General features: G+C 62.1%; 19 protein-coding genes. 10 read left to right on the top strand and 9 right to left on the bottom strand.

Features of this window, described 5'->3' with window-relative positions; genetic code table 11:
- Nucleotides 1–81 precede the first annotated feature (81 nt).
- The gene (locus tag VLA07_RS14120; RefSeq protein WP_096794854.1) at nucleotides 82–1,173 is read right to left on the bottom strand and encodes a calcium:proton antiporter; all 1,092 of its coding nucleotides are present in this window, start codon (nucleotides 1,171–1,173) and stop codon (nucleotides 82–84) included.
- A 459-nt stretch (nucleotides 1,174–1,632) separates the two neighbouring features.
- On the opposite strand from VLA07_RS14120, the gene VLA07_RS14115 reads away from it, so the two are divergent.
- The 3 genes from VLA07_RS14115 (at nucleotide 1,633) to VLA07_RS14105 (ending at nucleotide 4,852) form a co-directional block, all read left to right on the top strand.
- Entirely contained in the window at nucleotides 1,633–2,706 is a 1,074-nt protein-coding gene (locus VLA07_RS14115) for a BMP family ABC transporter substrate-binding protein (protein WP_333989486.1), read from the top strand.
- Nucleotides 2,707–2,850: 144 nt separating this feature from the next.
- Nucleotides 2,851–3,816, top strand: a complete 966-nt coding sequence (locus VLA07_RS14110) for a 2-oxoglutarate and iron-dependent oxygenase domain-containing protein (RefSeq protein WP_333989485.1) — start codon at nucleotides 2,851–2,853, stop codon at nucleotides 3,814–3,816.
- An 82-nt stretch (nucleotides 3,817–3,898) separates the two neighbouring features.
- A complete protein-coding gene (locus VLA07_RS14105; protein WP_003221371.1) occupies nucleotides 3,899–4,852 on the top strand; it encodes an adenosine deaminase in 954 nt (317 codons plus the stop codon).
- A 118-nt stretch (nucleotides 4,853–4,970) separates the two neighbouring features.
- On the opposite strand, the gene VLA07_RS14100 is transcribed toward VLA07_RS14105, so the two are convergent.
- From VLA07_RS14100 to VLA07_RS14090, 3 genes are all read right to left on the bottom strand, one after another.
- Complete coding sequence (locus VLA07_RS14100) at nucleotides 4,971–6,353, bottom strand: MFS transporter (protein WP_333989484.1); 1,383 nt, start codon at nucleotides 6,351–6,353, stop codon at nucleotides 4,971–4,973.
- Nucleotides 6,354–6,478: 125 nt separating this feature from the next.
- On the bottom strand, nucleotides 6,479–7,210 hold the full coding sequence (locus VLA07_RS14095) for an ArsR/SmtB family transcription factor (protein WP_097089938.1): 732 nt from the start codon (nucleotides 7,208–7,210) through the stop codon (nucleotides 6,479–6,481).
- Nucleotides 7,211–7,525: 315 nt separating this feature from the next.
- Nucleotides 7,526–8,455 (bottom strand): LysR family transcriptional regulator, encoded by a 930-nt coding sequence (locus VLA07_RS14090; protein ID WP_007962958.1) that lies wholly within the window; start codon nucleotides 8,453–8,455, stop codon nucleotides 7,526–7,528.
- Between the two features lie 118 nt (nucleotides 8,456–8,573).
- On the opposite strand from VLA07_RS14090, the gene VLA07_RS14085 reads away from it, so the two are divergent.
- From VLA07_RS14085 to VLA07_RS14075, 3 genes are all read left to right on the top strand, one after another.
- Nucleotides 8,574–8,867 carry a putative quinol monooxygenase gene (locus tag VLA07_RS14085; RefSeq protein ID WP_096794850.1) on the top strand — a complete coding sequence of 98 codons (294 nt, stop codon included), beginning with the start codon at nucleotides 8,574–8,576 and terminating at the stop codon, nucleotides 8,865–8,867.
- A gap of 32 nt (nucleotides 8,868–8,899) precedes the next feature.
- Nucleotides 8,900–9,913, top strand: a complete 1,014-nt coding sequence (locus VLA07_RS14080; RefSeq protein ID WP_027613632.1) for a zinc-binding alcohol dehydrogenase family protein — start codon at nucleotides 8,900–8,902, stop codon at nucleotides 9,911–9,913.
- Between the two features lie 153 nt (nucleotides 9,914–10,066).
- Nucleotides 10,067–10,240: a hypothetical protein gene (locus VLA07_RS14075; protein ID WP_166496092.1), complete on the top strand. Its 174-nt coding sequence runs from the start codon at nucleotides 10,067–10,069 to the stop codon at nucleotides 10,238–10,240.
- A 5-nt stretch (nucleotides 10,241–10,245) separates the two neighbouring features.
- Here the strand turns inward: VLA07_RS14075 and VLA07_RS14070 are convergent, their stop codons facing one another.
- On the bottom strand, nucleotides 10,246–11,448 hold the full coding sequence (locus VLA07_RS14070) for a multidrug effflux MFS transporter (protein WP_027613631.1): 1,203 nt from the start codon (nucleotides 11,446–11,448) through the stop codon (nucleotides 10,246–10,248).
- A gap of 217 nt (nucleotides 11,449–11,665) precedes the next feature.
- Nucleotides 11,666–11,866: a heavy-metal-associated domain-containing protein gene (locus VLA07_RS14065; protein WP_027613630.1), complete on the bottom strand. Its 201-nt coding sequence runs from the start codon at nucleotides 11,864–11,866 to the stop codon at nucleotides 11,666–11,668.
- A gap of 148 nt (nucleotides 11,867–12,014) precedes the next feature.
- Here VLA07_RS14065 and VLA07_RS14060 point away from each other — a divergent pair, with 148 nt between their 5' ends.
- The 3 genes from VLA07_RS14060 to cueR all read left to right on the top strand — a co-directional run bounded on the left by VLA07_RS14060 (nucleotide 12,015) and on the right by cueR (nucleotide 15,396).
- Nucleotides 12,015–12,398, top strand: a complete 384-nt coding sequence (locus VLA07_RS14060; RefSeq protein ID WP_027613629.1) for a hypothetical protein — start codon at nucleotides 12,015–12,017, stop codon at nucleotides 12,396–12,398.
- A 194-nt stretch (nucleotides 12,399–12,592) separates the two neighbouring features.
- Nucleotides 12,593–14,986 (top strand): heavy metal translocating P-type ATPase, encoded by a 2,394-nt coding sequence (locus VLA07_RS14055; RefSeq protein WP_333989483.1) that lies wholly within the window; start codon nucleotides 12,593–12,595, stop codon nucleotides 14,984–14,986.
- The gene (gene cueR, locus VLA07_RS14050) at nucleotides 14,983–15,396 is read left to right on the top strand and encodes a Cu(I)-responsive transcriptional regulator (protein ID WP_027613627.1); all 414 of its coding nucleotides are present in this window, start codon (nucleotides 14,983–14,985) and stop codon (nucleotides 15,394–15,396) included. Before VLA07_RS14055 ends, cueR begins: the two co-directional genes overlap by 4 nt.
- On the opposite strand, the gene VLA07_RS14045 is transcribed toward cueR, so the two are convergent.
- From VLA07_RS14045 to VLA07_RS14035, 3 genes are all read right to left on the bottom strand, one after another.
- Complete coding sequence (locus VLA07_RS14045) at nucleotides 15,350–16,552, bottom strand: MFS transporter (RefSeq protein WP_333989482.1); 1,203 nt, start codon at nucleotides 16,550–16,552, stop codon at nucleotides 15,350–15,352. The two genes, cueR and VLA07_RS14045, sit on opposite strands and share 47 nt — an antisense overlap.
- Before the next feature lie 230 nt (nucleotides 16,553–16,782).
- Nucleotides 16,783–17,679: a PA4780 family RIO1-like protein kinase gene (locus VLA07_RS14040; RefSeq protein WP_003221347.1), complete on the bottom strand. Its 897-nt coding sequence runs from the start codon at nucleotides 17,677–17,679 to the stop codon at nucleotides 16,783–16,785.
- A 236-nt stretch (nucleotides 17,680–17,915) separates the two neighbouring features.
- Entirely contained in the window at nucleotides 17,916–19,193 is a 1,278-nt protein-coding gene (locus VLA07_RS14035) for an acetyl-CoA C-acetyltransferase (protein WP_183783578.1), read from the bottom strand.
- 235 nt (nucleotides 19,194–19,428) lie between these two features.
- Between VLA07_RS14035 and VLA07_RS14030 the strand changes: the two genes are divergently transcribed.
- Entirely contained in the window at nucleotides 19,429–20,781 is a 1,353-nt protein-coding gene (locus VLA07_RS14030; RefSeq protein ID WP_333989481.1) for a 3-oxoacyl-ACP reductase, read from the top strand.

Genomic DNA, 20,781 nt, shown 5'->3' with positions numbered 1-20,781 from the left:
GGTGTGTCATGCAGTTTCAAGCTGCCTGATACACCGCCTTCGCGAGCAAGCCCGCTCCCACATTTGGATTTGTGTAGGTCCTTAAAGGCCGAGCAGGGACAGCATGATAAACGTCGCAAACAGCACAAAGTGAGTCATGCCTTCGATGGCATTGGTCTCGCCGTCATTCAGATTGATCGCACTGACAATCAGCGTGATGAAGATCATCACCGTCTGCACCGGGGTCATCGCCATTTGAAACGGCTGACCGGTGTACAGCGCCATCGCTTCCATCACCGGCACCGTCAGGATCACCGTCGACAGTGACGCGCCCATCGCAATGTTCACCACCGATTGCATGCGGTTGGCCAACGCGGCACGCAACGCCGTCAGAATCTCCGGCGCCGCGGAAATCGCCGCCACCAGAATCGCCGTGATCACCGGCGGTGCACCGGTACCTTCCAGGCCCAGATCGAGGGTCTTGGACATCACTTCGGCCAGTGCGCCGATCACCACCACGCCGAACACCAGAATGCCGATCGACCAGGTCAGGCTCAGCGGTTTCGGTTCATCTTCCACCGGTTCTTTCTTGCGGCGTTTATCCGGGTAGCTGTAGCTGAAAAAGTAACTGTGCGGCCCGACCTGCATGCGCAGGAACAGCGCGTAAAGCACCACCATCGCACCGATGGTGAACGCTGAATAAATCTTCCAGTTGGCCGCCGGAATAAACTCCGGCACCACCATCGATACGCCCATGGCGGTGAGGATCATCACGCTGTAGCTGCGTGCCGAATCATCGTTGTACGACTGCTCACCGTGCTTGAGCCCGCCCATCAACGCGGCGAGGCCGAGGATGCCGTTAATGTCGAGCATCACCGCCGAATAGATCGTGTCCCGCACCAGCGTGGCGGACGCCTCGTTGCTCATCATGATCGCCAGGATCACCACTTCCACCAGCACCGCAGCGAGGGTCAGGATCATCGTGCCGTAGGGGTCGCCGACTTTTTCTGCGAGCAGTTCGGCATGATGGGCGACGCGCATCGAGGCGGCGACGATGAAGGCGATCAGCACCAGACCGCAGATCAGCGCGACGATCTGGCCGCTGTGGAGCATCCAGTGTTCCAGCGGATAAGCGATGCACGCGGCAATCACCGCCAGCAGCAGAAAGCTTTCTTGCTTGAGGATCGTGAGCATGGCGGGCCTTTTTGCAGAGAGATTCGAATGAGCTACTGACTGCGGCGCGGCGCTAACGTTTCGTTACACCTTAGCNGCCGCTGTGGAGCATCCAGTGTTCCAGCGGATAAGCGATGCACGCGGCAATCACCGCCAGCAGCAGAAAGCTTTCTTGCTTGAGGATCGTGAGCATGGCGGGCCTTTTTGCAGAGAGATTCGAATGAGCTACTGACTGCGGCGCGGCGCTAACGTTTCGTTACACCTTAGCGCACCAACCGATTGCAGCTGGTTTCAGGCATGCACTTTTATCGTTCCTGCCGGCCTCTTCGCGAGCAAGCCCGCTCCCACAGGGAATCGCATTCCAATGTGGGAGCGGGCTTGCTCGCGAAGGCCGCGCCTCGGTTTCGGATTGTTTGTTGTCCTGTTGGTCAGCAATTTGCATTGCCCCTGACCACACACAACAAAATGGAGCTCCAATTCATGCAAATACGTCCGCTGCACAAACTGCTGTGCGCCGCCATCGGTCTGGGGATCAGCCTGAGCGCCAGCGCTGCCGATCCGCTGAAGGTCGGTTTCGTCTACATCGGCCCGATCGGCGACCACGGCTGGACGTATCAGCATGAACAGGGGCGCAAGGCGCTGGCGGAGAAATTCGGCGCGCAGATCAGCACCAATTACGTCGAGAACGTGGCCGAGGGCGCCGACGCCGAGCGGGTGATCCGCAACATGGCCAAGGACAATTACGACCTGATTTTCACCACCTCCTTCGGCTACATGAACCCGACGCTGAAAGTCGCCAAACAGTTTCCCAAGGTCACCTTCGAACACGCCACCGGCTACAAGCAGGACAAGAACCTCGGCACCTATCTCGCGCGCACCTACGAAGGTCGTTATGTCGGCGGTTTCCTTGCAGCGAAGATGACCAAGAGCAAGAAGGTCGGTTACGTCGCCTCGTTCCCGATTCCGGAAGTGATCCGCGACATCAACGCCATCCAGCTGGCGCTGAACAAGTACAACCCTGGCACCGAGATCAAAGTGGTGTGGGTCAACTCGTGGTTTGACCCGGGCAAGGAAGCCGACGCCGCCAACGCCCTGATCGATCAGGGTGTGGACGTAGTGTTCCAGCACACCGACAGCCCGGCGCCGATTCAGGCCGCCGAACGGCGTGGCGTGTACGCCGTGGGTTACGCCTCGGACATGGCGCACTTCGGCCCGAAAGCGGTGCTGACTTCGATCGTCAACGACTGGGCACCGCACTACATTCAGGCGACCCAGAGCGTGATCGACCACAACTGGAAATCCCAGGACTACTGGGGCGGGCTGAAGGAAGGCACGGTTGAACTGCCGATCAGTGATCTGGTACCGGCACCGGTGAAAGCCGAGGCCGAACAAATTATCGCCGACATCAAGAGCGGCGCGCTGCAACCGTTCACCGGGCCGATCAAGGATCAGGCCGGCGTGGAGAAGATCCCTGCTGGGGTGAGCGCAACCAATGCCGAATTGGCGTCGATGAACTATTACGTGGAAGGGATGAAGGCAGAGATGCCGAAGTAATTCCGGCCCCACCACCATTCCCCTGTGGGAGCGGGCTTGCTCGCGAAAGCGGTGTATCAGCCAACGCATGTATTGACTGACACGGCCCCTTCGCGAGCAAGCCCGCTCCCACATTTGGATCTTCAGTGTTCTCAAGGATTGTGTATGGATCAGCTCCCGATCATCGACATCAGCCCGCTCTATTCCACCGACCGAAACGCCTGGCCCGCCGTCGCCGCGCAGATCGACCAGGCCTGCCGCGAATGGGGCTTTTTCTACATCACGGGCCACCCGATTTCCGCGCAGCGCATCGACGCCGTGCTCGATCAGACTCAACGTTTTTTTGCTCTGCCCTCAGCGGAAAAACTCAAGATCGACATCACCCAGACCCGCCACCATCGCGGCTACGGCGCCATCGCCACCGAACAGCTCGACCCGGACAAACCCAGCGACCTCAAGGAAACCTTCGACATGGGCCTGCACTTGCCGGCGGATCATCCCGACGTGCTCGCGGAAAAACCGCTGCGCGGGCCGAATCGTCATCCTGCACAAGCTGGCTGGGAGGCGCTGATGGAGCAGCATTACCTCGACATGCAGGCGCTCGCGCAAACCCTGCTGCGGGCGATGACGATTGCGCTGGGGATCGAACGCGACTTCTTCGATTCGCGCTTCGTTGAGCCGGTCAGCGTACTGCGGATGATCCACTACCCACCACGCCACACCGCCAGCAGCGCCGAACAGCAAGGCGCCGGAGCGCACACCGATTACGGCTGCATCACCCTGCTCTACCAGGACAGCGCCGGCGGCCTGCAAGTGAAGAACATCAACGGTGAATGGATCGACGCGCCACCGATTGACGGCACCTTCGTGGTCAACCTCGGCGACATGATGGCGCGCTGGAGCAACGACCGCTATCGCTCGACCCCGCACCGGGTGATCAGCCCGCTGGGGGTGGATCGCTATTCGATGCCGTTCTTCGCCGAGCCGCACCCGGACACCCGTATCGAATGCCTGCCCGGTTGCCAGGACGCACAGCATCCGGCGAAATATCCGACCACCACCTGCGCCGAATTCCTGCTGTCGCGCTTCGCCGATACCTACGCCTATCGGCGCGAGCCGCAAGCGGTGTGATGGATCGCTTGGTCAGGTTTTGCCAATTGTTTCGGCGCGCATCTGTAGAATGGCCGCCATCTGCACCTGATGAGAAAAGAATATGTACGATTGGCTCAACGCCCTTCCCAAGGCCGAACTGCACCTGCATCTGGAAGGCTCGCTGGAGCCTGAGTTGCTGTTCGCCCTGGCCGAACGCAACAAGATCGCCCTGCCGTGGAGCGATGTCGAAACCCTGCGCAAGGCCTACGCCTTCAACAACCTGCAGGAATTCCTCGACCTGTATTACCAGGGCGCCGACGTGCTGCGCACCTCGCAGGACTTCTACGACCTGACCTGGGCCTACCTGCTGCGCTGCAAAGCGCAGAACGTGATTCACACAGAACCGTTCTTCGACCCGCAGACCCACACCGACCGGGGCATCCCGTTCGAAGTGGTGCTCAACGGCATCGCTGCGGCACTCAAGGATGGCGAACAGCAACTGGGCATCACCAGCGGTTTGATCCTGAGCTTCCTGCGCCACCTGAGCGAAGACGAAGCACAGAAAACCCTCGATCAGGCGCTGCCGTTCCGTGATGCGTTTGTCGCCGTCGGTCTCGACAGCTCGGAGATGGGTCACCCACCAAGCAAGTTCCAGCGTGTGTTCGACCGCGCCCGCCACGAGGGTTTCCTGACCGTCGCCCACGCCGGTGAAGAAGGCCCGCCGGAATACATCTGGGAAGCCATCGACCTGCTGAAGATCCAGCGTATCGACCATGGCGTACGCGCCATCGAAGACGAGCGCCTGATGCAGCGGATCATCGACGAGCAGATCCCGTTAACTGTGTGCCCGCTGTCGAACACCAAGCTCTGCGTGTTCGATCACATGTCGCAGCACAACATCCTCGACATGCTAGAGCGTGGGGTGAAGGTCACCGTCAACTCCGATGACCCGGCGTACTTCGGCGGCTACGTCACCGAGAACTTCCATGCGCTGCATGAACACCTGGGCATGACCCAGGATCAGGCCAAGCGCCTGGCGCAGAACAGCCTGGATGCGCGTCTGGTAAAACCGTAAGTACAAAGCAAATCCCCTGTGGGAGCGGGCTTGCTCGCGAAAGCGGTGTGTCAGTCGACATATTGGTTGAATGACACACCGCTTTCGCGAGCAAGCCCGCTCCCACAGGGTGCTGTGTTCAGCCAGCGATCTCTGCTTCAGTCAGCTCTTCCAGGGTTTTACCGCGCGTCTCCATCCCGAACAGCCACACCACCCCCGCCGCAATCGCAAAGCACAGCGCCCCCAGCGCAAACACCCCGCCCTGCCCGGTAATCGGGAACACCAGCCCGGTCACCAGCGGCCCGAGCAACGAGCCGACACGGCCAATCGCCGAGGCAAAGCCCGAGCCTGTGGCGCGCGCCGAAGTCGGGTACAACTCAGGCGTGTAGGTGTAGAGCACCGCCCACATGCCGAACAGGAAAAACTGCATCAGCAGCCCCGAGCTGATCAGCAACGCGACGTTGCCGCCGAACACCGCACTCTGCCCGTAGAGAAACGCCATCACTCCGCCGCCGAGCAACGTCACGATGCACACCGGTTTGCGCCCCCAGCGTTCCACCAGCCACGCGGCCATCAGGAACCCGGGAATCCCGCCCAGAGAAATCAGTACGGTGTAATACACCGACTGGGTCACGGCGAAACCCGACTGTTGCAACAACGCACTGAGCCACGATGTCAGCCCGTAGAAACCGAGCAAGGCGAAAAACCACAGGCTCCAGATCATCGTGGTGCGCTGGCGATATTGCGGCGACCAGATCTGCTTGAGCGCCGAGAAGAAGTTGCCCGGCGGCGTCACTGTTCTTGGCAGGCGCACCGGCTCCGGCAGCGTCGCCCCCCCGAGCGACGTGCGCACGCGCGTCTCTATTGCGCTCAGGACCTTGTCCGCCGCCTCAAGGCGTCCGGCTTGCTCCAGCCAGCGCGGTGATTCGGGGATAAAGAAACGGATCGCCAGCACAAACACCGCCGGCACCGCCAACACCAGGAAGATATCGCGCCAGCCAATCAGCGGCAGCAGAAAGTACGACAGCACCCCGGCGGCGACGAAACCCAGCGGCCAGAAACCGTCCATCAATGCAATGTAGCGCCCGCGCCGCTGCGCCGGGATCAACTCCGAAAGCATCGACTGTGCAATCGGAAACTCCATGCCCATGCCGATCCCCAGCAGGATCCGGAACAGCGTCAGGCTCTCGACCGTTTGCGCGGTCGAACACAGATAACTGGCCACGCCCCACAGCACGATGCTCCACTGAAACACCGGTTTGCGCCCGAAACGATCGGCGAGCATCCCCGATAAAGACGCCCCCAGCACCATGCCGAAAAAACTCGAACTGGCGAGCAGGCCGGCTTGTGCACTGCTCAAGCCGAACTCGGTTTTGATCGAGCCGAGCAGGAACGTCATCATGGCCAAGTCCATGGAGTCGAAAAAGAACGCCAGGGCAATGATGATGAAAATAACCCGGTGATAACCGCTGAGCGGCAGCCGTTCCAGGCGTTCTGCCGCGCTGAAGTCTCGCGTATCCATGCCCATCCCCTCCGCAATGTGTGCGGATCGAGTGTGCGCGATAACGCCTCAGCGCTTTTTCTGGATACGACCTGTTCGCAGTCACAGGCGACGCCAGCGCGAAGTGTCGGTCGGCGAACGCTCTATCACGCCAATTCCAGCTCGGTTTCCTTGGCGAACCGCTGGATTTCCCGCTGCCCGGCCGGGGTCACTTGCAAGGCTCGGGAGTCCTTGGGCAGCACCAGCCAGCCGGACTGCATGAACAGTTGCAGCACCGCCGCGCCGAGTGAACCGCCCAGGTGCGGGCGACGTTCACTCCAGTCCGGACAGGCGCACGCCACCTGAGCCTTGCGATGAGCGAGGGCCTGGATGAACACACCGCGGTTGGCCAGTTGAGTCGAGCCTTTGAGGGTCACCACGACCCGCTGCTCGATCTGTTCGAGCCAGCCGGCATCGAGCAGACGCTGATACAGATCGGCGGCCAGCGTGCCACCCAAATGATCATCGCAAAAGCGCGCACGCAGCAGTGAAGACGGCGCAGTCCGGGGATTGGCGCTCGGTGCCGAGCGTTTGAATACGTGAGGAATTTCCCGCGGTGCGCTGGCGATCGTGGCACTGGCCAACGCTTCGATGGCCGCCGCGATCTCCGGGGCTGCCAGACGGAAAAAGCGCTTGCGCCCACGGACCTCGACTTTCAACAGGCCCCCGGCGGACAAACGCCCCAGATGCGCACTGGCCGAAGATGGCGACAACCCTGCCAGCAGCGCCAGCTCTTCGGTCTGGCGTGCCGAGCCATCCATCAACGCCCACATCATCGCACTGCGCTTGGGGTCGGCCAGCAGCGTGGCGATCTGGCTGATGCAAGGTGCATGTTCCATGTATTCACTCCCTGTTGAATCGTATCGTCTACTGCTCGAAGACATCTTGACCAGTAATGGGTCATCGGCCAAGACGGGTAAAACGCCATGAACCGGAGCAAGCCAGGCCGGTGCTGCGGCACCCGTCAATGGAGTGTCCGCGGCGTTTGTGCAGCACTCGCCCGGCTCTGAAAAACCGGCCGGATTCAGTCCTGACCGGTTATCGGTGCAGGTTTGAGGCGGTCGCTAGTATAAGCGGGATGCACGCTGCTTCCTGCGCCGTGGCTGACACGAATGGTGATAGTTCCTGAGTGAAATTTCGCTAATTGCCTGCGACTAATGATCAACTTTCGGGAAATGGGGAAATTGACTACTCAATTCGGCGCATCGGCTGGCGAGCATTTCCCTCAAAAGGTTCACCGGCTTACTCAATTGTGCGCGATGGGCGCACAACAGATTCAGCGGAGCACGCTCACAGAGCAGCTCTGGCAGCAACACTTTGAGGCGCCCGGCGAGCACATCCGCGCCGACATCGAGCCACGATTTGTAGGCGATGCCCGCCCCCGCCACCGCCCACAACCGGACGACGTCGGCGTCATCACTGAAGCGATCGCCACTGACCGTCAGGCCGACTTCACGTTTGCCGTCATGAAAACTCCAATGGTCGTGCACGCGGCTGCCGAGCATGTACAGCAGGCAATTGTGCTGCGCCAGTTGTTCGAGCTGACGCGGCTCACCGTGGCGCGCCAGGTATGCCGGCGATGCGCAGAGCACGCGGCGATTGTCCGGGGCGATGGGCAGGGCCACCAGGCTCGAATCCTCGGGTTCGCCATAACGCAGGGCGATGTCCACCGGCTGGCGGAACAGGTCGGCGATCCGGTCACCGAGCAGCAGGCGCACGGTCAGCTTCGGATGCTCGCGCTGAAACTCGTCGAGCCACGGCAACAGCAGGTTGCGCCCGAAATCCGAAGGCGCCGACAACTGCAGGATGCCGCTGACCTGATCCTGCGCGCTGGAGAGAAATCGCCGGCCTTCGTCCAGCGAACTCAACGCGGCCCGCGCGTATTCGAGGAAGCCTTCGCCCTCGGCGGTCAGACGCAGACTGCGGGTCGAGCGCGCCAGCAAACGCACGCCCAGTTGCTGTTCGATGCGTTTGAGCGCGGCGCTGGCCACAGCGGCGGACATGTCCATCACCCGCGCCGCTGCCGATAGGCTGCCCAGATCCGCCGCGCGAACGAACAACTGTAAATCGTCGAAACGCAGCATTCTCAGCCTCGATTATCAAAAAAATATTGAAAGAGACTGCTCTTTTAGCCGGTTTTATCGCGCCGAGAAATAGCCAATGATGGGTTCAAGCAAATTTATCCCGCGACTGGAGCCGCACATGTCCCAAGCATTCACCGCCATCGCCACACTGATCGCCAAACCCGGCCAGCAGGACACCCTCGAAAACGCCCTGCGCGCACTGGTTGAGCCGAGCCGCGCCGAGGAAGGCTGCAGCCAGTACGACCTGCACCGCGACCTCGCCGATCCGCTGACCTTTTATGTGATCGAACACTGGGCCAGCGAGGAAATCCTTTCGGCGCACAACGCCAGCGCGCATTTTCAGAACTTCCAGGCCGCCGCCGGCCACTGCATCGAACACTTCCAATTGAAACGTCTGGGCGCCATCGCCTGAGCCCTTCTTCTATTACCGTTACGGAGCAAGTCATGAAAGCCATCGCCTATTACGCCTCCCTGCCGATCAGCGACGAAAAATCCCTGCAAGACATCGAACTGCCGGAGCCGGTCGCCGGCCCGCGCGACCTGCTGGTGGAAGTCAAAGCCATCTCGGTCAACCCGGTCGACACCAAGGTGCGGCAGAACGTGGCGCCGGAAAACGGCGCAGCAAAAGTACTGGGCTGGGACGTCGCCGGTGTGGTCAAGGCCGTCGGCAGTGAAGTGACGCTGTTCAAGGCCGGCGACAAAGTGTTTTACGCCGGCTCCATCGCCCGTGCCGGTGGCAACAGCGAGCTGCACGTGGTCGATGAGCGCATTGTTGGCCACATGCCCAAATCCCTCGGTTTTGCCGAAGCCGCCGCGCTGCCGCTGACCGCGATCACCGCGTGGGAACTGCTGTTCGAACGCCTGCAGATCCGTGAGGGCAAGACCGATGAAGGTCAAAGCCTGCTGATCGTCGGCGCCGCTGGCGGCGTCGGTTCGATCCTAACCCAACTGGCCAGCCAGTTGACCGGCCTGAAGGTCATCGGCACCGCGTCCCGCGCACAGACTCGCGACTGGGTGACCGAGCTGGGCGCCGACCTGGTGATCGACCACAGCCAGCCGCTGAGCGAAGAACTGAAACGCGCCGGCATCGATCACGTGACCCACGTCGCCAGCCTGACCCAGACCGATCTGCACCTGGAGCAACTGGTCGAGGCGTTGGCCCCGCAAGGCAAACTCGCGCTGATCGACGATCCGAAGTCGCTGGACGTGAGCCAGCTCAAGCGCAAGAGCCTGTCGCTGCACTGGGAGTTCATGTACACCCGCTCGCTGTTCGAAACACCGGACATGATAGAGCAGCACAAGCTGCTCAACCGAGTGGCCGAGCTGATTGATGCGGGGACGTTGAAGACCACCGTCGGCGAGCATTTCGGCACGATCAACGCGGCGAACCTGCGCCGGGCGCATGAGCTGCTGGAAAGCGGCAAGGCCAAGGGCAAAATTGTTTTAGAAAGTTTCTGAAAACCCGGACGTCGTAATCAGCGCCAGTCCTTTCAAGGGCTGGCGCTATTTTTTGCCGTCAGTCAGATGCTTGATCGTTGTCACAAATCCGATCGTATTCAGGTCTACACTCGAAGCCTCTGCGATGCATCTTTTACACAAGGGAGGTCAGTAATGAAGATCCTGATAAAAGAAGTGGCAAAGTCCCAATGGCAGGTTCGCCTGGACCAGCACGCCGTGACCTTTCGCAGTGAAGCCGAGGCGCTCGCCTTCACCCGCACCCTCGAAGCGCGCCTGCACGCGCCCCATCGGATTCCCGACCCCGGACAGCAACGCGCCGTCGGCTGAGGCAGTCAGGCTTCGGCCTGTGCTTGCGCCAACGCCCGGGCATTCTGCAAATGCCGGGTGTACATCGCGACGCTCACCACCAGCAACCCGCACAGGCTGATGACCATCGCCATCGGCATGGCGCTGCCGTCGTGCAGAACGCCCACCAGCGAAGCCGCGCCGGAAGCCACGCTGAACTGCAGGCAGCCCATCAGTGCCGACGCACTACCGGCACGCGCACCCTGGCCATTCATTGCACACGCCGCTGCGTTGGGCAGGATGCAGCCGAGGCTGGCGATACACACGAACAACGGGATCAACAGCGGCCACAACGCTTCGGTGTGCAGCGAGCTGACCGCGAGCAAAGAAACCCCGGCCAACAGATACACCCACACCGCCCGTGCCAGCAGGAATGCCGGACCGCGCTTGGCCAACAGCCGTGCGTTGACCTGGGCCACCAGAATGAAACCCGCCGCATTGGTGCCGAACAGCCAGCCGAAATGCTCGGCCGGTACGCCGTAGAGCTTGATGAAGACGAACGGCGAACCGGCGATATAGGAAAACATCCCGGCGACCGCGATCCCACCGGTCAGGGCGTGCCCGAGAAACACCCGGTCGCCGAACAACCGGCCGTATTGGCGCAACGCACCGGACAGTGGTTGGCGCGGCACATGGGCCGGCAGACTTTCTGGCAGCCCCAACGCCACAGCCAGGCCGGCCAGTGCGCTGAAGCCCGTCAGTGCGAGGAAGATCGACTGCCAGCCCGTGGTGTTGACCAGCAGACCGCCGAGCAACGGCGCGAGAATCGGCGCCAACCCCATCACCAGCATCAGTTGCGAAAAGACTTTCGCCGAACCGACCGCATCGCACTTGTCACTGACCACCGCCCGGGAAATCACCATCCCCGCGCAGCCGCCCAGCGCCTGAACGAAACGCGCGCCGATCAGCCATTCCAGATTCGGTGCATAAGCACAGGCCAGCGAGGCCAGGGTGAACAGGCCGACACCGACCAACAGCGGCAGGCGCCGCCCAAACCGGTCGGCCACCGGGCCATACAGCAGCTGCCCGATCGACAGACCGGCGAAATAGGCCGCCAGGGTCAGTTGCACATGCTTTTCATCAGTGCCAAAGGCCAGCGCCATCGACGGGAACGCCGGCAAATAGAAGTCGATCGCCAGCGGACCGAAGGCGCTCAGGGCACCGAGAATCAGAATGGTACGGAAGTTCATCAGGCATCCAGGTGGGATAGAAGTCGGCAGCCCGACAGTCTAGCCGCGCTGAGACACCTTGAACATTCCGATAGCTCGCTAACTATTAGAAATCAGATGACCTACACCTGAAATCTGCTCCCGCTGGACTGCGCAGCAGGCCCAGTGTTTTTCAATTGAAAAAAGGGCCGCTTCGCGCCCCGGCGGCAGCAAGCTCCCTCGCCACAGGGGTCTATCGTTAACCGGCCAATTTCACCGGGTAGCCCTCATCCTTGATGACCTCGATCACCTGCTCCGCGCTGAGCGAACTCTCGACGCCGACTACTTTGGCCGCCAGATCGACTCGCACGCTGGCCGCCGGATCCTTCGCCTGCACGGCGTTGGTGATGGCTTTGACACAGTGGCCGCAGGACATGCCTTGAACGTTGAACACTTGCATGGATGGACTCCTTTGAGTGAGGTTGCCCGCAGTGTCGAGCTTGCCACCATGGCAAGGTCAAGTTCTGCAGAAAACTGCCGGGCTGGCAATCGGCGTCGCGCTCAGCCAAGCTGCGTGCATCAATGACTCAAATTCAGGAGATTCAGCCATGCGCTGGTCAGCTTTCAGCCTGTTTGGCTTGCTCAGCCTCTTTGCCGCCCTGCCCCAGGCCAACGCGACCGGTGAGGACTACGCCGTTCTGATCATCTCGCGCGAGCGTCTGGAAGTGCCGACTCCCTGCGAGATTGGCGTGTACGTCAATGATGAACTGGCAGCGCGCCTGCTTCAGGAACAGACCACTTCGTTCAACCTGCCCCACGGGACGATTTCCATCCGTCTGAAACAATTGCCTGGCCAAGTGCCGGGTTGCCAGGCAGGCATGCTCGCGCCGCCGGCGCAGGAGATCTCGCTCAAGGCCGGCGATGTGCTCAAGTACCGGATCGCGGCAAATGCCAAAGGCTTGTACCTGCGACCTGCCGCCCTCGAATACTAAGCAAAACTCCAAATGTGGGAGCGGGCTTGCTCGTGAATGCGCTGTGTCATTCAGCGATGATGTTGACTGACACACCGCATTCGCGAGCAAGCCCGCTCCCACACTGTTTTTGTAGTGAGTCAAATATTGGCGCTTGACCTTGCCCGCGTGGCAAGGTTGATCCTTGTAGGCATCTTCTACAGGGAGTAAGACCGATGTCCGATTCCATCACTTTCGATCTGCCGATTGCCGGCATGACCTGCGCCAGTTGCGCCGGGCGTGTCGAGCGGGCGTTGCGCAAAGTCAGCGGCGCCAGTGCCGTCAGCGTCAATCTCGCCACCGAACAGGCCCGCGTCCAGGCGCCTGGTGACAGCTTGCCGGCGTTGATGGCGGCGGTTGAACGCGCCGGTTACAGCGTGCCGCAGCAGACGGTGGAGTTGAGCATCGACGGCATGACCTGCGCCTCGTGCGTCGGTCGCGTCGAGCGCGCCCTGAACAAAGTCCCCGGGGTGAAGAGCGTCAGCGTCAACCTCGCCAACGAACGCGCACACCTCGAATGGCTCGGTCAGGTCGACATTCAGTCGCTGCTCGATGCTGTAAGCAAGGCCGGTTACTCGGCCAGCGTCTGGCAAGCCGAACACCCCGCCACCGATAACCAGCAACAGCGCCTGCAACATGAACGCTGGGCGCTGATCTGCGCGATCGTCCTGGCGTTGCCGCTGGTGTTGCCGATGCTGCTGCAACCGTTCGGCACTCACTGGATGCTTCCGGCCTGGGCGCAATTCGCCCTCGCCACCCCGGTGCAATTCATTTTCGGTGCACGTTTCTACGTGGCCGCGTGGAAAGCCGTGCGCGCCGGCGCCGGTAACATGGACTTGCTGGTGGCCCTCGGCACCAGCGCCGGTTATGGCTTGAGCCTGTACGAATGGGCCACCGCCGCCGGGCGCATGCCGCATCTGTATTTCGAAGCCTCGGCGGTGGTGATCGCCCTGGTGCTCCTCGGCAAATACCTGGAAAGCCGCGCCAAACGCCAGACCGCCAGCGCCATCCGCGCCCTCGAAGCCTTGCGTCCGGAACGGGCGATTCAGGTCATTGACGGTCGCGAGCAAGACGTGGCGATCAGCGCTCTGCGCCTGAATGATCAGGTGCTGGTCAAACCCGGCGAACGCTTCCCGGTCGACGGCGAAGTGCTCGAAGGTCAGAGCCACGCGGACGAAGCGCTAATCAGCGGCGAAAGCCTGCCGGTGCCAAAACAGCCGGGCGACAAAGTCACCGGCGGCGCGATCAACGGTGAAGGTCGCTTGCTGGTGCGCACCACCGCCCTCGGCGCGGAAAGCGTGCTGGCGCGGATCATCCGTCTGGTAGAGGACGCTCAGGCGGCGAAAGCGCCGATCCAAAAACTGGTGGATAAAGTCAGCCAGGTGTTTGTGCCCAGCGTGTTGCTGATCGCGTTGGCGACACTGATTGGCTGGTGGCTGTACGGCGCGCCTATGGAAACAGCATTGATCAACGCGGTCGCTGTGCTGGTGATTGCCTGTCCATGTGCCCTCGGCCTCGCCACGCCGACGGCGATCATGGCCGGCACGGGTGTGGCTGCGCGTCACGGCATTCTGATCAAGGACGCCGAAGCGCTGGAACGTGCCCATGCAGTCGACAACGTGGTCTTCGACAAGACCGGCACGCTGACTTCCGGCACCCCGCGTATCGCCCATTTCAGTGCGCTGGATGGCGATGAAAATACTCTGCTGACACTGGCCGGCGCCCTGCAACGCGGCAGCGAGCATCCGCTGGCCAAAGCCGTGTTAGACGCGGCCGCCGAGCGTGACCTGAGCGTGCCGGATGTCAGCGACAGCCAGGCCCTGACCGGGCGCGGTATCGCTGGCACGCTTGATGGTCGGCGCCTGGCGCTGGGCAATCGGCGCTTGCTGGAAGAAAGTGGCCTGAGCGCCGGCCACCTCGCCGAGTCCGCCAAGGCCTGGGAAAGCCAAGGCCGGACCTTGTCGTGGCTGATCGAGCAAAGCCCGGAACCGCAAGTGCTCGGTTTGTTCGCCTTCGGCGACACGCTCAAGCCCGGCGCACTGCAAGCCGTGCAGCAACTGGCCGCCCGCGGTATTCACAGCCATCTGCTGACCGGTGACAACCGTGGCAGTGCGCGCGTGGTGGCCGAGGCGCTGGGCATTGAAAACGTTCATGCCGAAGTGCTCCCCGCCGACAAAGCCGCGACCGTCGCCGAACTGAAGCAAACCGGGGTGGTGGCGATGGTCGGCGACGGCATCAACGACGCCCCGGCACTGGCTGCTGCCGACATCGGCATCGCCATGGGCGGCGGCACCGACGTAGCGATGCACGCCGCCGGCATCACTCTGATGCGCGGCGATCCACGGCTGGTGCCGGCAGCGCTGGAGATCAGCCGCAAGACTTACGCGAAGATCCGCCAGAACCTGTTCTGGGCCTTCGTCTACAACCTGATCGGCATTCCGCTGGCAGCGCTCGGCTTCCTCAATCCGGTGCTGGCCGGTGCGGCGATGGCGCTGTCGAGCGTCAGCGTGGTGAGCAATGCGCTACTGTTGAAAACCTGGAAACCGAAGGATCTGGAGGAGCACCGATGAACATCGGCCAAGCGGCCCGGCACAGTGGCCTGAGCGCGAAGATGATCCGCTATTACGAGTCGATCGGCCTGCTCAAGGCTGCCCATCGCACCGACAGCGGCTACCGGGTCTACAGCGACGATGACCTGCACACCCTGGCGTTCATCAAGCGTTCGCGGGACCTGGGATTTTCTCTGGAAGAAGTCGGCAAGCTGCTGACCCTGTGGCAGGATCGCCAGCGTGCCAGTGCCGATGTGAAAGCGCTGGCGCGTCAGCACATCGACGAGCTGAACCGGAAGATCCGTGAACTCGGCGAGCTGCGCGACACCCTGCAGGATCTGGTCGAGCACTGTAATGGCGACCATCGCCCCGATTGCCCGATCCTCAAGGAACTGGCGTCGGGCTGCTGCGCGCAACCCGCCCGCGCCTGAGCGCCAGCAGCTTCACGGTCAACAGCGTACCGAGCGGGATGCCGTGGAACAGCATGACCACGGCACCCGGCGTCCACCAGCCGTAAAACGGCGCGGCAACCAGCATGCCGACGCCGAACCCGATCATTTGCAGCAAGGTCAGGAAACTGAAAATCGGCAGGCGCAAATGCTCGGGCTCACGTTGCAGGCGCGACATCAGGCTGACTTCGGAGACGCCATCACCCAGCCCCGCCGGCAGGGAAAACAGCAGCAGACCGAGCAGGCTGTGCTGCTGGAACATCAGGATGAAACCGCAGGACATCAGCGCCACGCCGAAGAAATACCGTCGCTCCAGATCACGGTTATCCGTGCCTTTGAGGCGACTGGCAATCCGCGCACCCAGCAGTTTGCCGCTGGCCCACACCGCCAGCATCAGGCCCAGCGTGGTGCTGGCCGAATCGGGTGTGAGCAATTTGGAGATGATCGGGAATCCGACGTTATGCGCGGCACTGCCCAAGGTGTCGGCCATGGTCACGGCAAGCATCGCGGCGATCACCGGAGCGCTGCGCAGGCCTTGTTTCAGAGCTGACCATTCGCCGCGTTCGCTGGTCGATTGTTCGCTGACTTCTGCAGCGGCGAAGCGCAACGGTGCAATCAACAGCGCCGCCAGCACATAGGTCAGTGCGTTGAGCGCGAAGACCGTTTCGAAACCGAAGGCCGCCACCAGCAAGCCGGACACCAGGCTGCCGCCGACCATCGCTGCGGATGACGCCGAGGTGATCCAGGCATTGGTTTTCAGTAGCTGCGCCGGGTCGATCAGCCTCGGCAACTGGCTGTTGAGGCCGATGGCGAACATCGAATTGCCAAAACCCAGGCCGAAAGCGATCACCGGCAACAGCAACGCCTGCTGGCTCAGCGGCAGGATCAACAGCAGGCCAAGCAAAGCCGCGCGCAGCAGATCGAAAGCGATCAACGGCACCCGGCCATTCCAGCGCCGATAGAAGCGCGTACCGATCAGACTGGCAAAAATCCCCCCGCCGACCCGGCTGGCGAGGAACACCCCGACGCTCATGGCGCTGTTGCTTAGCAGGTAAACGTAAGTCGCCAGCGCGACCATGTTGAGGAAAGCGCCGAAGTCGGAGATCAGCCGGGCGGTGATGATGAGGCGGGCGTTCACATTCAATCCTTGAGTGTGCGAGGGCTGACAAGATTCCCACACACATTTCAAGAACACCACAAATCCCTGTGGGAGCGGGCTTGCCCGCGAAGGCGGTGTGTCAGCCAACAAGGATGGCGGCTGATACGGCCCCTTCGCGAGCAAGCCCGCTCCCACAGGGGATCTGCGGTGGTTCTGGAAATGCGGCAGGCACAAAAAACCCGGCCGAAGCCGGGTTTCTGTTCATGCGCTTACTGCATCCACGGTGGCGGCGGCGGTTCGTCGGACTTGCCTTTGGGCTCGTCATCCGCCGCACGGATCGCCTGCTTGCGCTCTTCGTCGAGCCGCGCCGCTTCGATCTCGCGCAACACTCCGCCAACGTCGGCCAGGTCTTCAGGATCGTCGAACTCGCCGGTGAGCACGCTGTTGGGGTGCAAGGTGCCGGCTTCGTACAGCGCCCACATTTCTTTCGCGTAGCGGGTCTGCTTCAGCTCCGGGGCAAAGCGCCCGAAGTACGAAGCCATGTTGCCCACATCGCGCTCGAGCATGCTGAACGCGTGGTTGTTGCCAGCGGCATCCACCGCCTGCGGCAGGTCGATGATCACCGGGCCGGTCGGGGTCAGCAGCACGTTGAACTCCGAGAGGTCACCGTGCACCAGACCGGTACACAACATCAGCACGATCTGCGAGATCAGGAACGCGTGATACTCGCGGGCCTGATCCGGCTCCAGCACCACATCGTTCAGACGCGGGGCGGCATCGCCGTATTCGTCGGCCACCAGTTCCATCAGCAGCACGCCATCCAGAAAGTCGTACGGCTTGGGCACTCGCACGCCGGCACCGGCCAGACGGAACAGCGCCGCGACTTCGGCGTTCTGCCAGGCGTCTTCGGTCTCTTTGCGACCGAATTTCGAACCCTTGGCCATCGCTCGCGCCTGCCGGCTGTTACGCACCTTGCGGCCTTCCTGATACTCGGCTGCCTGGCGGAAACTGCGTTTGTTCGCCTCCTTGTAAACCTTCGCGCAACGTAACTGGTTACCGCAGCGCACCACATAAACAGCTGCTTCTTTACCACTCATGAGTGGGCGCAGCACTTCGTCGACCAGACCGTCTTCGATCAGGGGTTCAATGCGTTTTGGAGTCTTCATCAGCTTTTATTGTGGGTCCTTTATTACCAAACACGCGAATGTCACTCGTTATACGGCAATCCTCGCGCTACGGGGAGGGGTTGCCGACCTGTGAACCCTGTGGATGCACACACTGTGCCGAAATAATCGACCGTTGCCGATCATAGCTGAGCCCGTTTGAAATGTTGGCAATCAGCGTCGAGGGCATTTGCGACAGAATCTGACATTGGCATTCATTTCCCCCTATGGGAGCGGGCTCAACGTTCGATGATCGCGGTGACACCCTGGCCGCCCGCCGCGCAGATCGAGATCAGCCCCCTGCCCTTGCCGGCCGCATCCAGCAGTTTTGCCAGGTTGGCGACAATCCGCCCTCCGGTCGCGGCAAACGGATGCCCCGCCGCCAGCGAGCTGCCTTTCACATTCAGCCGGCTGCGGTCGATCGAACCCAGCGGTGCGTCCAGCCCCAAACGCGTCTTGCAGTATTCGGGGTCTTCCCAGGCCTTGAGCGTGCACAGCACCTGCGCGGCAAACGCTTCGTGAATTTCGTAGTAATCGAAGTCTTGCAGGGTCAACCCATTACGCGCCAGCAGGCGCGGCACTGCATACACCGGCGCCATCAACAGGCCTTCGGCGCCGTTGACGAAATCCACCGCCGCCGCTTCGCCATCGCGCAGGTAGGCGAGGATCGGCAAACCACGCTCCTTCGCCCATTCCTCGCTGCCCAGCAGCACCACCGAGGCGCCGTCGGTGAGTGGCGTGGAGTTGCCCGCTGTCAGCGTGCCCTTCGCGCTTTTTTCGAAAGCGGGTTTGAGCGTGGCGAGTTTTTCCAGGGTCAGGTCCGGACGCAGGTTGTTGTCGCGGGTCAGGCCGAGGAACGGCGTCATCAGGTCGTTGTGCCAGCCTTCACTGTAGGACGCGGCGAGTTTGTGATGGCTTTCGAGGGCCAGTTGATCCTGCTCCTCACGGGGGATGTTCCAGGTCTGCGCCATCAGTTCGCAGTGCTGGCCCATCGACAGGCCGGTGCGCGGCTCGCCGTTACGCGGGAATTCCGGGATCAGGTGCCGCGGACGCAGTTGCAGAAAGGTTTTCAGCTTGTCGCCGGTGGTCTTGGCGCGGTTGGCCTGCAGAAGGATTTTGCGCAAGCCTTCGCTGACGCTGATCGGCGCGTCCGAGGTGGTGTCGACGCCACCGGCAATGCCGCAATCGATCTGGCCGAGGGCGATTTTGTTGGCCACCAGCAGCGCTGCCTCCAGCCCGGTGCCGCAGGCTTGCTGGATGTCATAGGCCGGGGTGGCCGGCGACAGCCGCGAGCCGAGCACGCACTCGCGGGTCAGGTTCATATCCCGTGACAATTTAAGCACCGCACCCGCCACCACTTCGCCGATGCGCAGGCCGTGCAGGTTGTAGCGTTCGATCAGGCCTTCCAGGGCAGCAGTGAGCATCACCTGATTGCTGGCAGTGGCGTACGGCCCGTTGGAACGGGCGAAAGGAATACGGTTACCACCGATGATGGCGACGCGGCGCAGCTGACTCATGAAAAGCTCCTTGTTGATCCGAATTCATGGAAACCCTGTGGGAGCTGGCTTGCCAGCGATAGGGCCGGCACCTCCAGCATTTCCAGTGGCTGACACTCCGCCATCGCTGGCAAGCCAGCTCCCACAGGGACGGTGGTCTACTCTGCTGTTCTAGCGTAGGCCTTATTGCGTGGATCGAACGATTGATTGCCGTTGGTAGTCCACACTTTGAACCCCAACTTTTGGAGAGCGTTCCATGTCTGACCGCTATATCGACTTCGCCAACTCATCCATCGGCCACCGTCTGGTCGGGGCTTTGGGCCTGCCGTCGCCGGTGCGGCTGGAACGCTGGCAGGCCGGACGCCTGCGGCCGGTGGACGGCGCGCTGCTGATCGGTGGCGGGCCGCTGGCCGAGCGGGTCAATGCGTTCGCCAATCGCCTGACCGACTCGATCTACAGCTACGGCACCGAACCGTCGCTGGCCGCCGCGTGGATTCCCGGGCACGGGCCGAAACTCAAGGCCGTGGTGTTCGACGCCAGTGATCTGCAGCACACCGACCAGCTCAAACAGCTGCGCGAGTTCTTCCAGCCGTTGATGAAAAACCTCGACAGCAGTGCGCACCTGGTGATTCTCGGCCGCGCCCCGGAAACCCTGCGCGATCCGTTTGCGTCCAGTGCACAGCGAGCGCTCGAAGGCTTTTCGCGTTCGCTGGCCAAGGAGCTGCGCAGCGGCGGCACGCTGCAACTGATCTATGTCGGTGAGGGTGCCGAAGATCAGCTTGAGGGGCCGTTGCGGTTTTTCCTGTCTCCGAAAAGTGCCTTTGTTTCCGGGCAGGTGATTCGCCTGAGCCCGTGCGCCACGCCGGTCACCGATTGGACCCGGCCATTGGCCGGACGCAAGGCGCTGGTCACCGGCGCGGCACGCGGGATCGGCGCCTCGATTGCCGAGACCCTCGCCCGCGATGGCGCCGAGGTGATTCTGCTCGACGTACCACCGGCCAAGACCGATCTGGAAGCCCTCGCCGCGCGCCTCGGCGGCCGGGCGATCACCCTCGACATCTGCGCCGAAGACGCCGCGGCGCAATTGGTCGAACAGCTGCCGGACGGCCTCGATATTCTGGTGCACAACGCCGGGATCACCCGCGACAAGACCCTGGCCAACATGACCCCGGAATTCTGGGACGCGGTGCTGGCGGTCAACCTCAATGCCCCGCAAGTGCTGACCAAGGCGCTGCTCGACAGCGGCACCCTGCACGACAATGCGCGGGTGATTCTGCTGGCCTCGATCAGCGGCATCGCCGGCAATCGCGGGCAGACCAACTACGCCGCGAGCAAGGCCGGCCTGATCGGCCTGGCTCAGGCCTGGGCGCCGACGCTGCACGAACGCGGCATCAGCATCAACGCCGTGGCCCCGGGCTTCATCGAAACCCAGATGACCGCGCATATCCCGTTCGGCCTGCGTGAGGCCGGACGGCGCATGAGTTCGCTGGGCCAGGGCGGCTTGCCGCAAGACGTCGCCGAAGCCGTCGCGTGGCTGGCGCAACCGGGCACCGGCGCATTTACCGGCCAGGCATTGCGGGTCTGTGGACAAAGTGTTCTGGGGGCATAG

The sequence above is a fragment of the Pseudomonas sp. S3(2024) genome (genome assembly GCF_036861315.1).
In the GTDB taxonomy this organism is placed as follows: domain Bacteria; phylum Pseudomonadota; class Gammaproteobacteria; order Pseudomonadales; family Pseudomonadaceae; genus Aquipseudomonas; species Aquipseudomonas putida_A.
The sequence above is the reverse complement of the archived record's forward strand: the minus strand, read 5'-3'. Positions and strand labels throughout refer to the sequence as shown.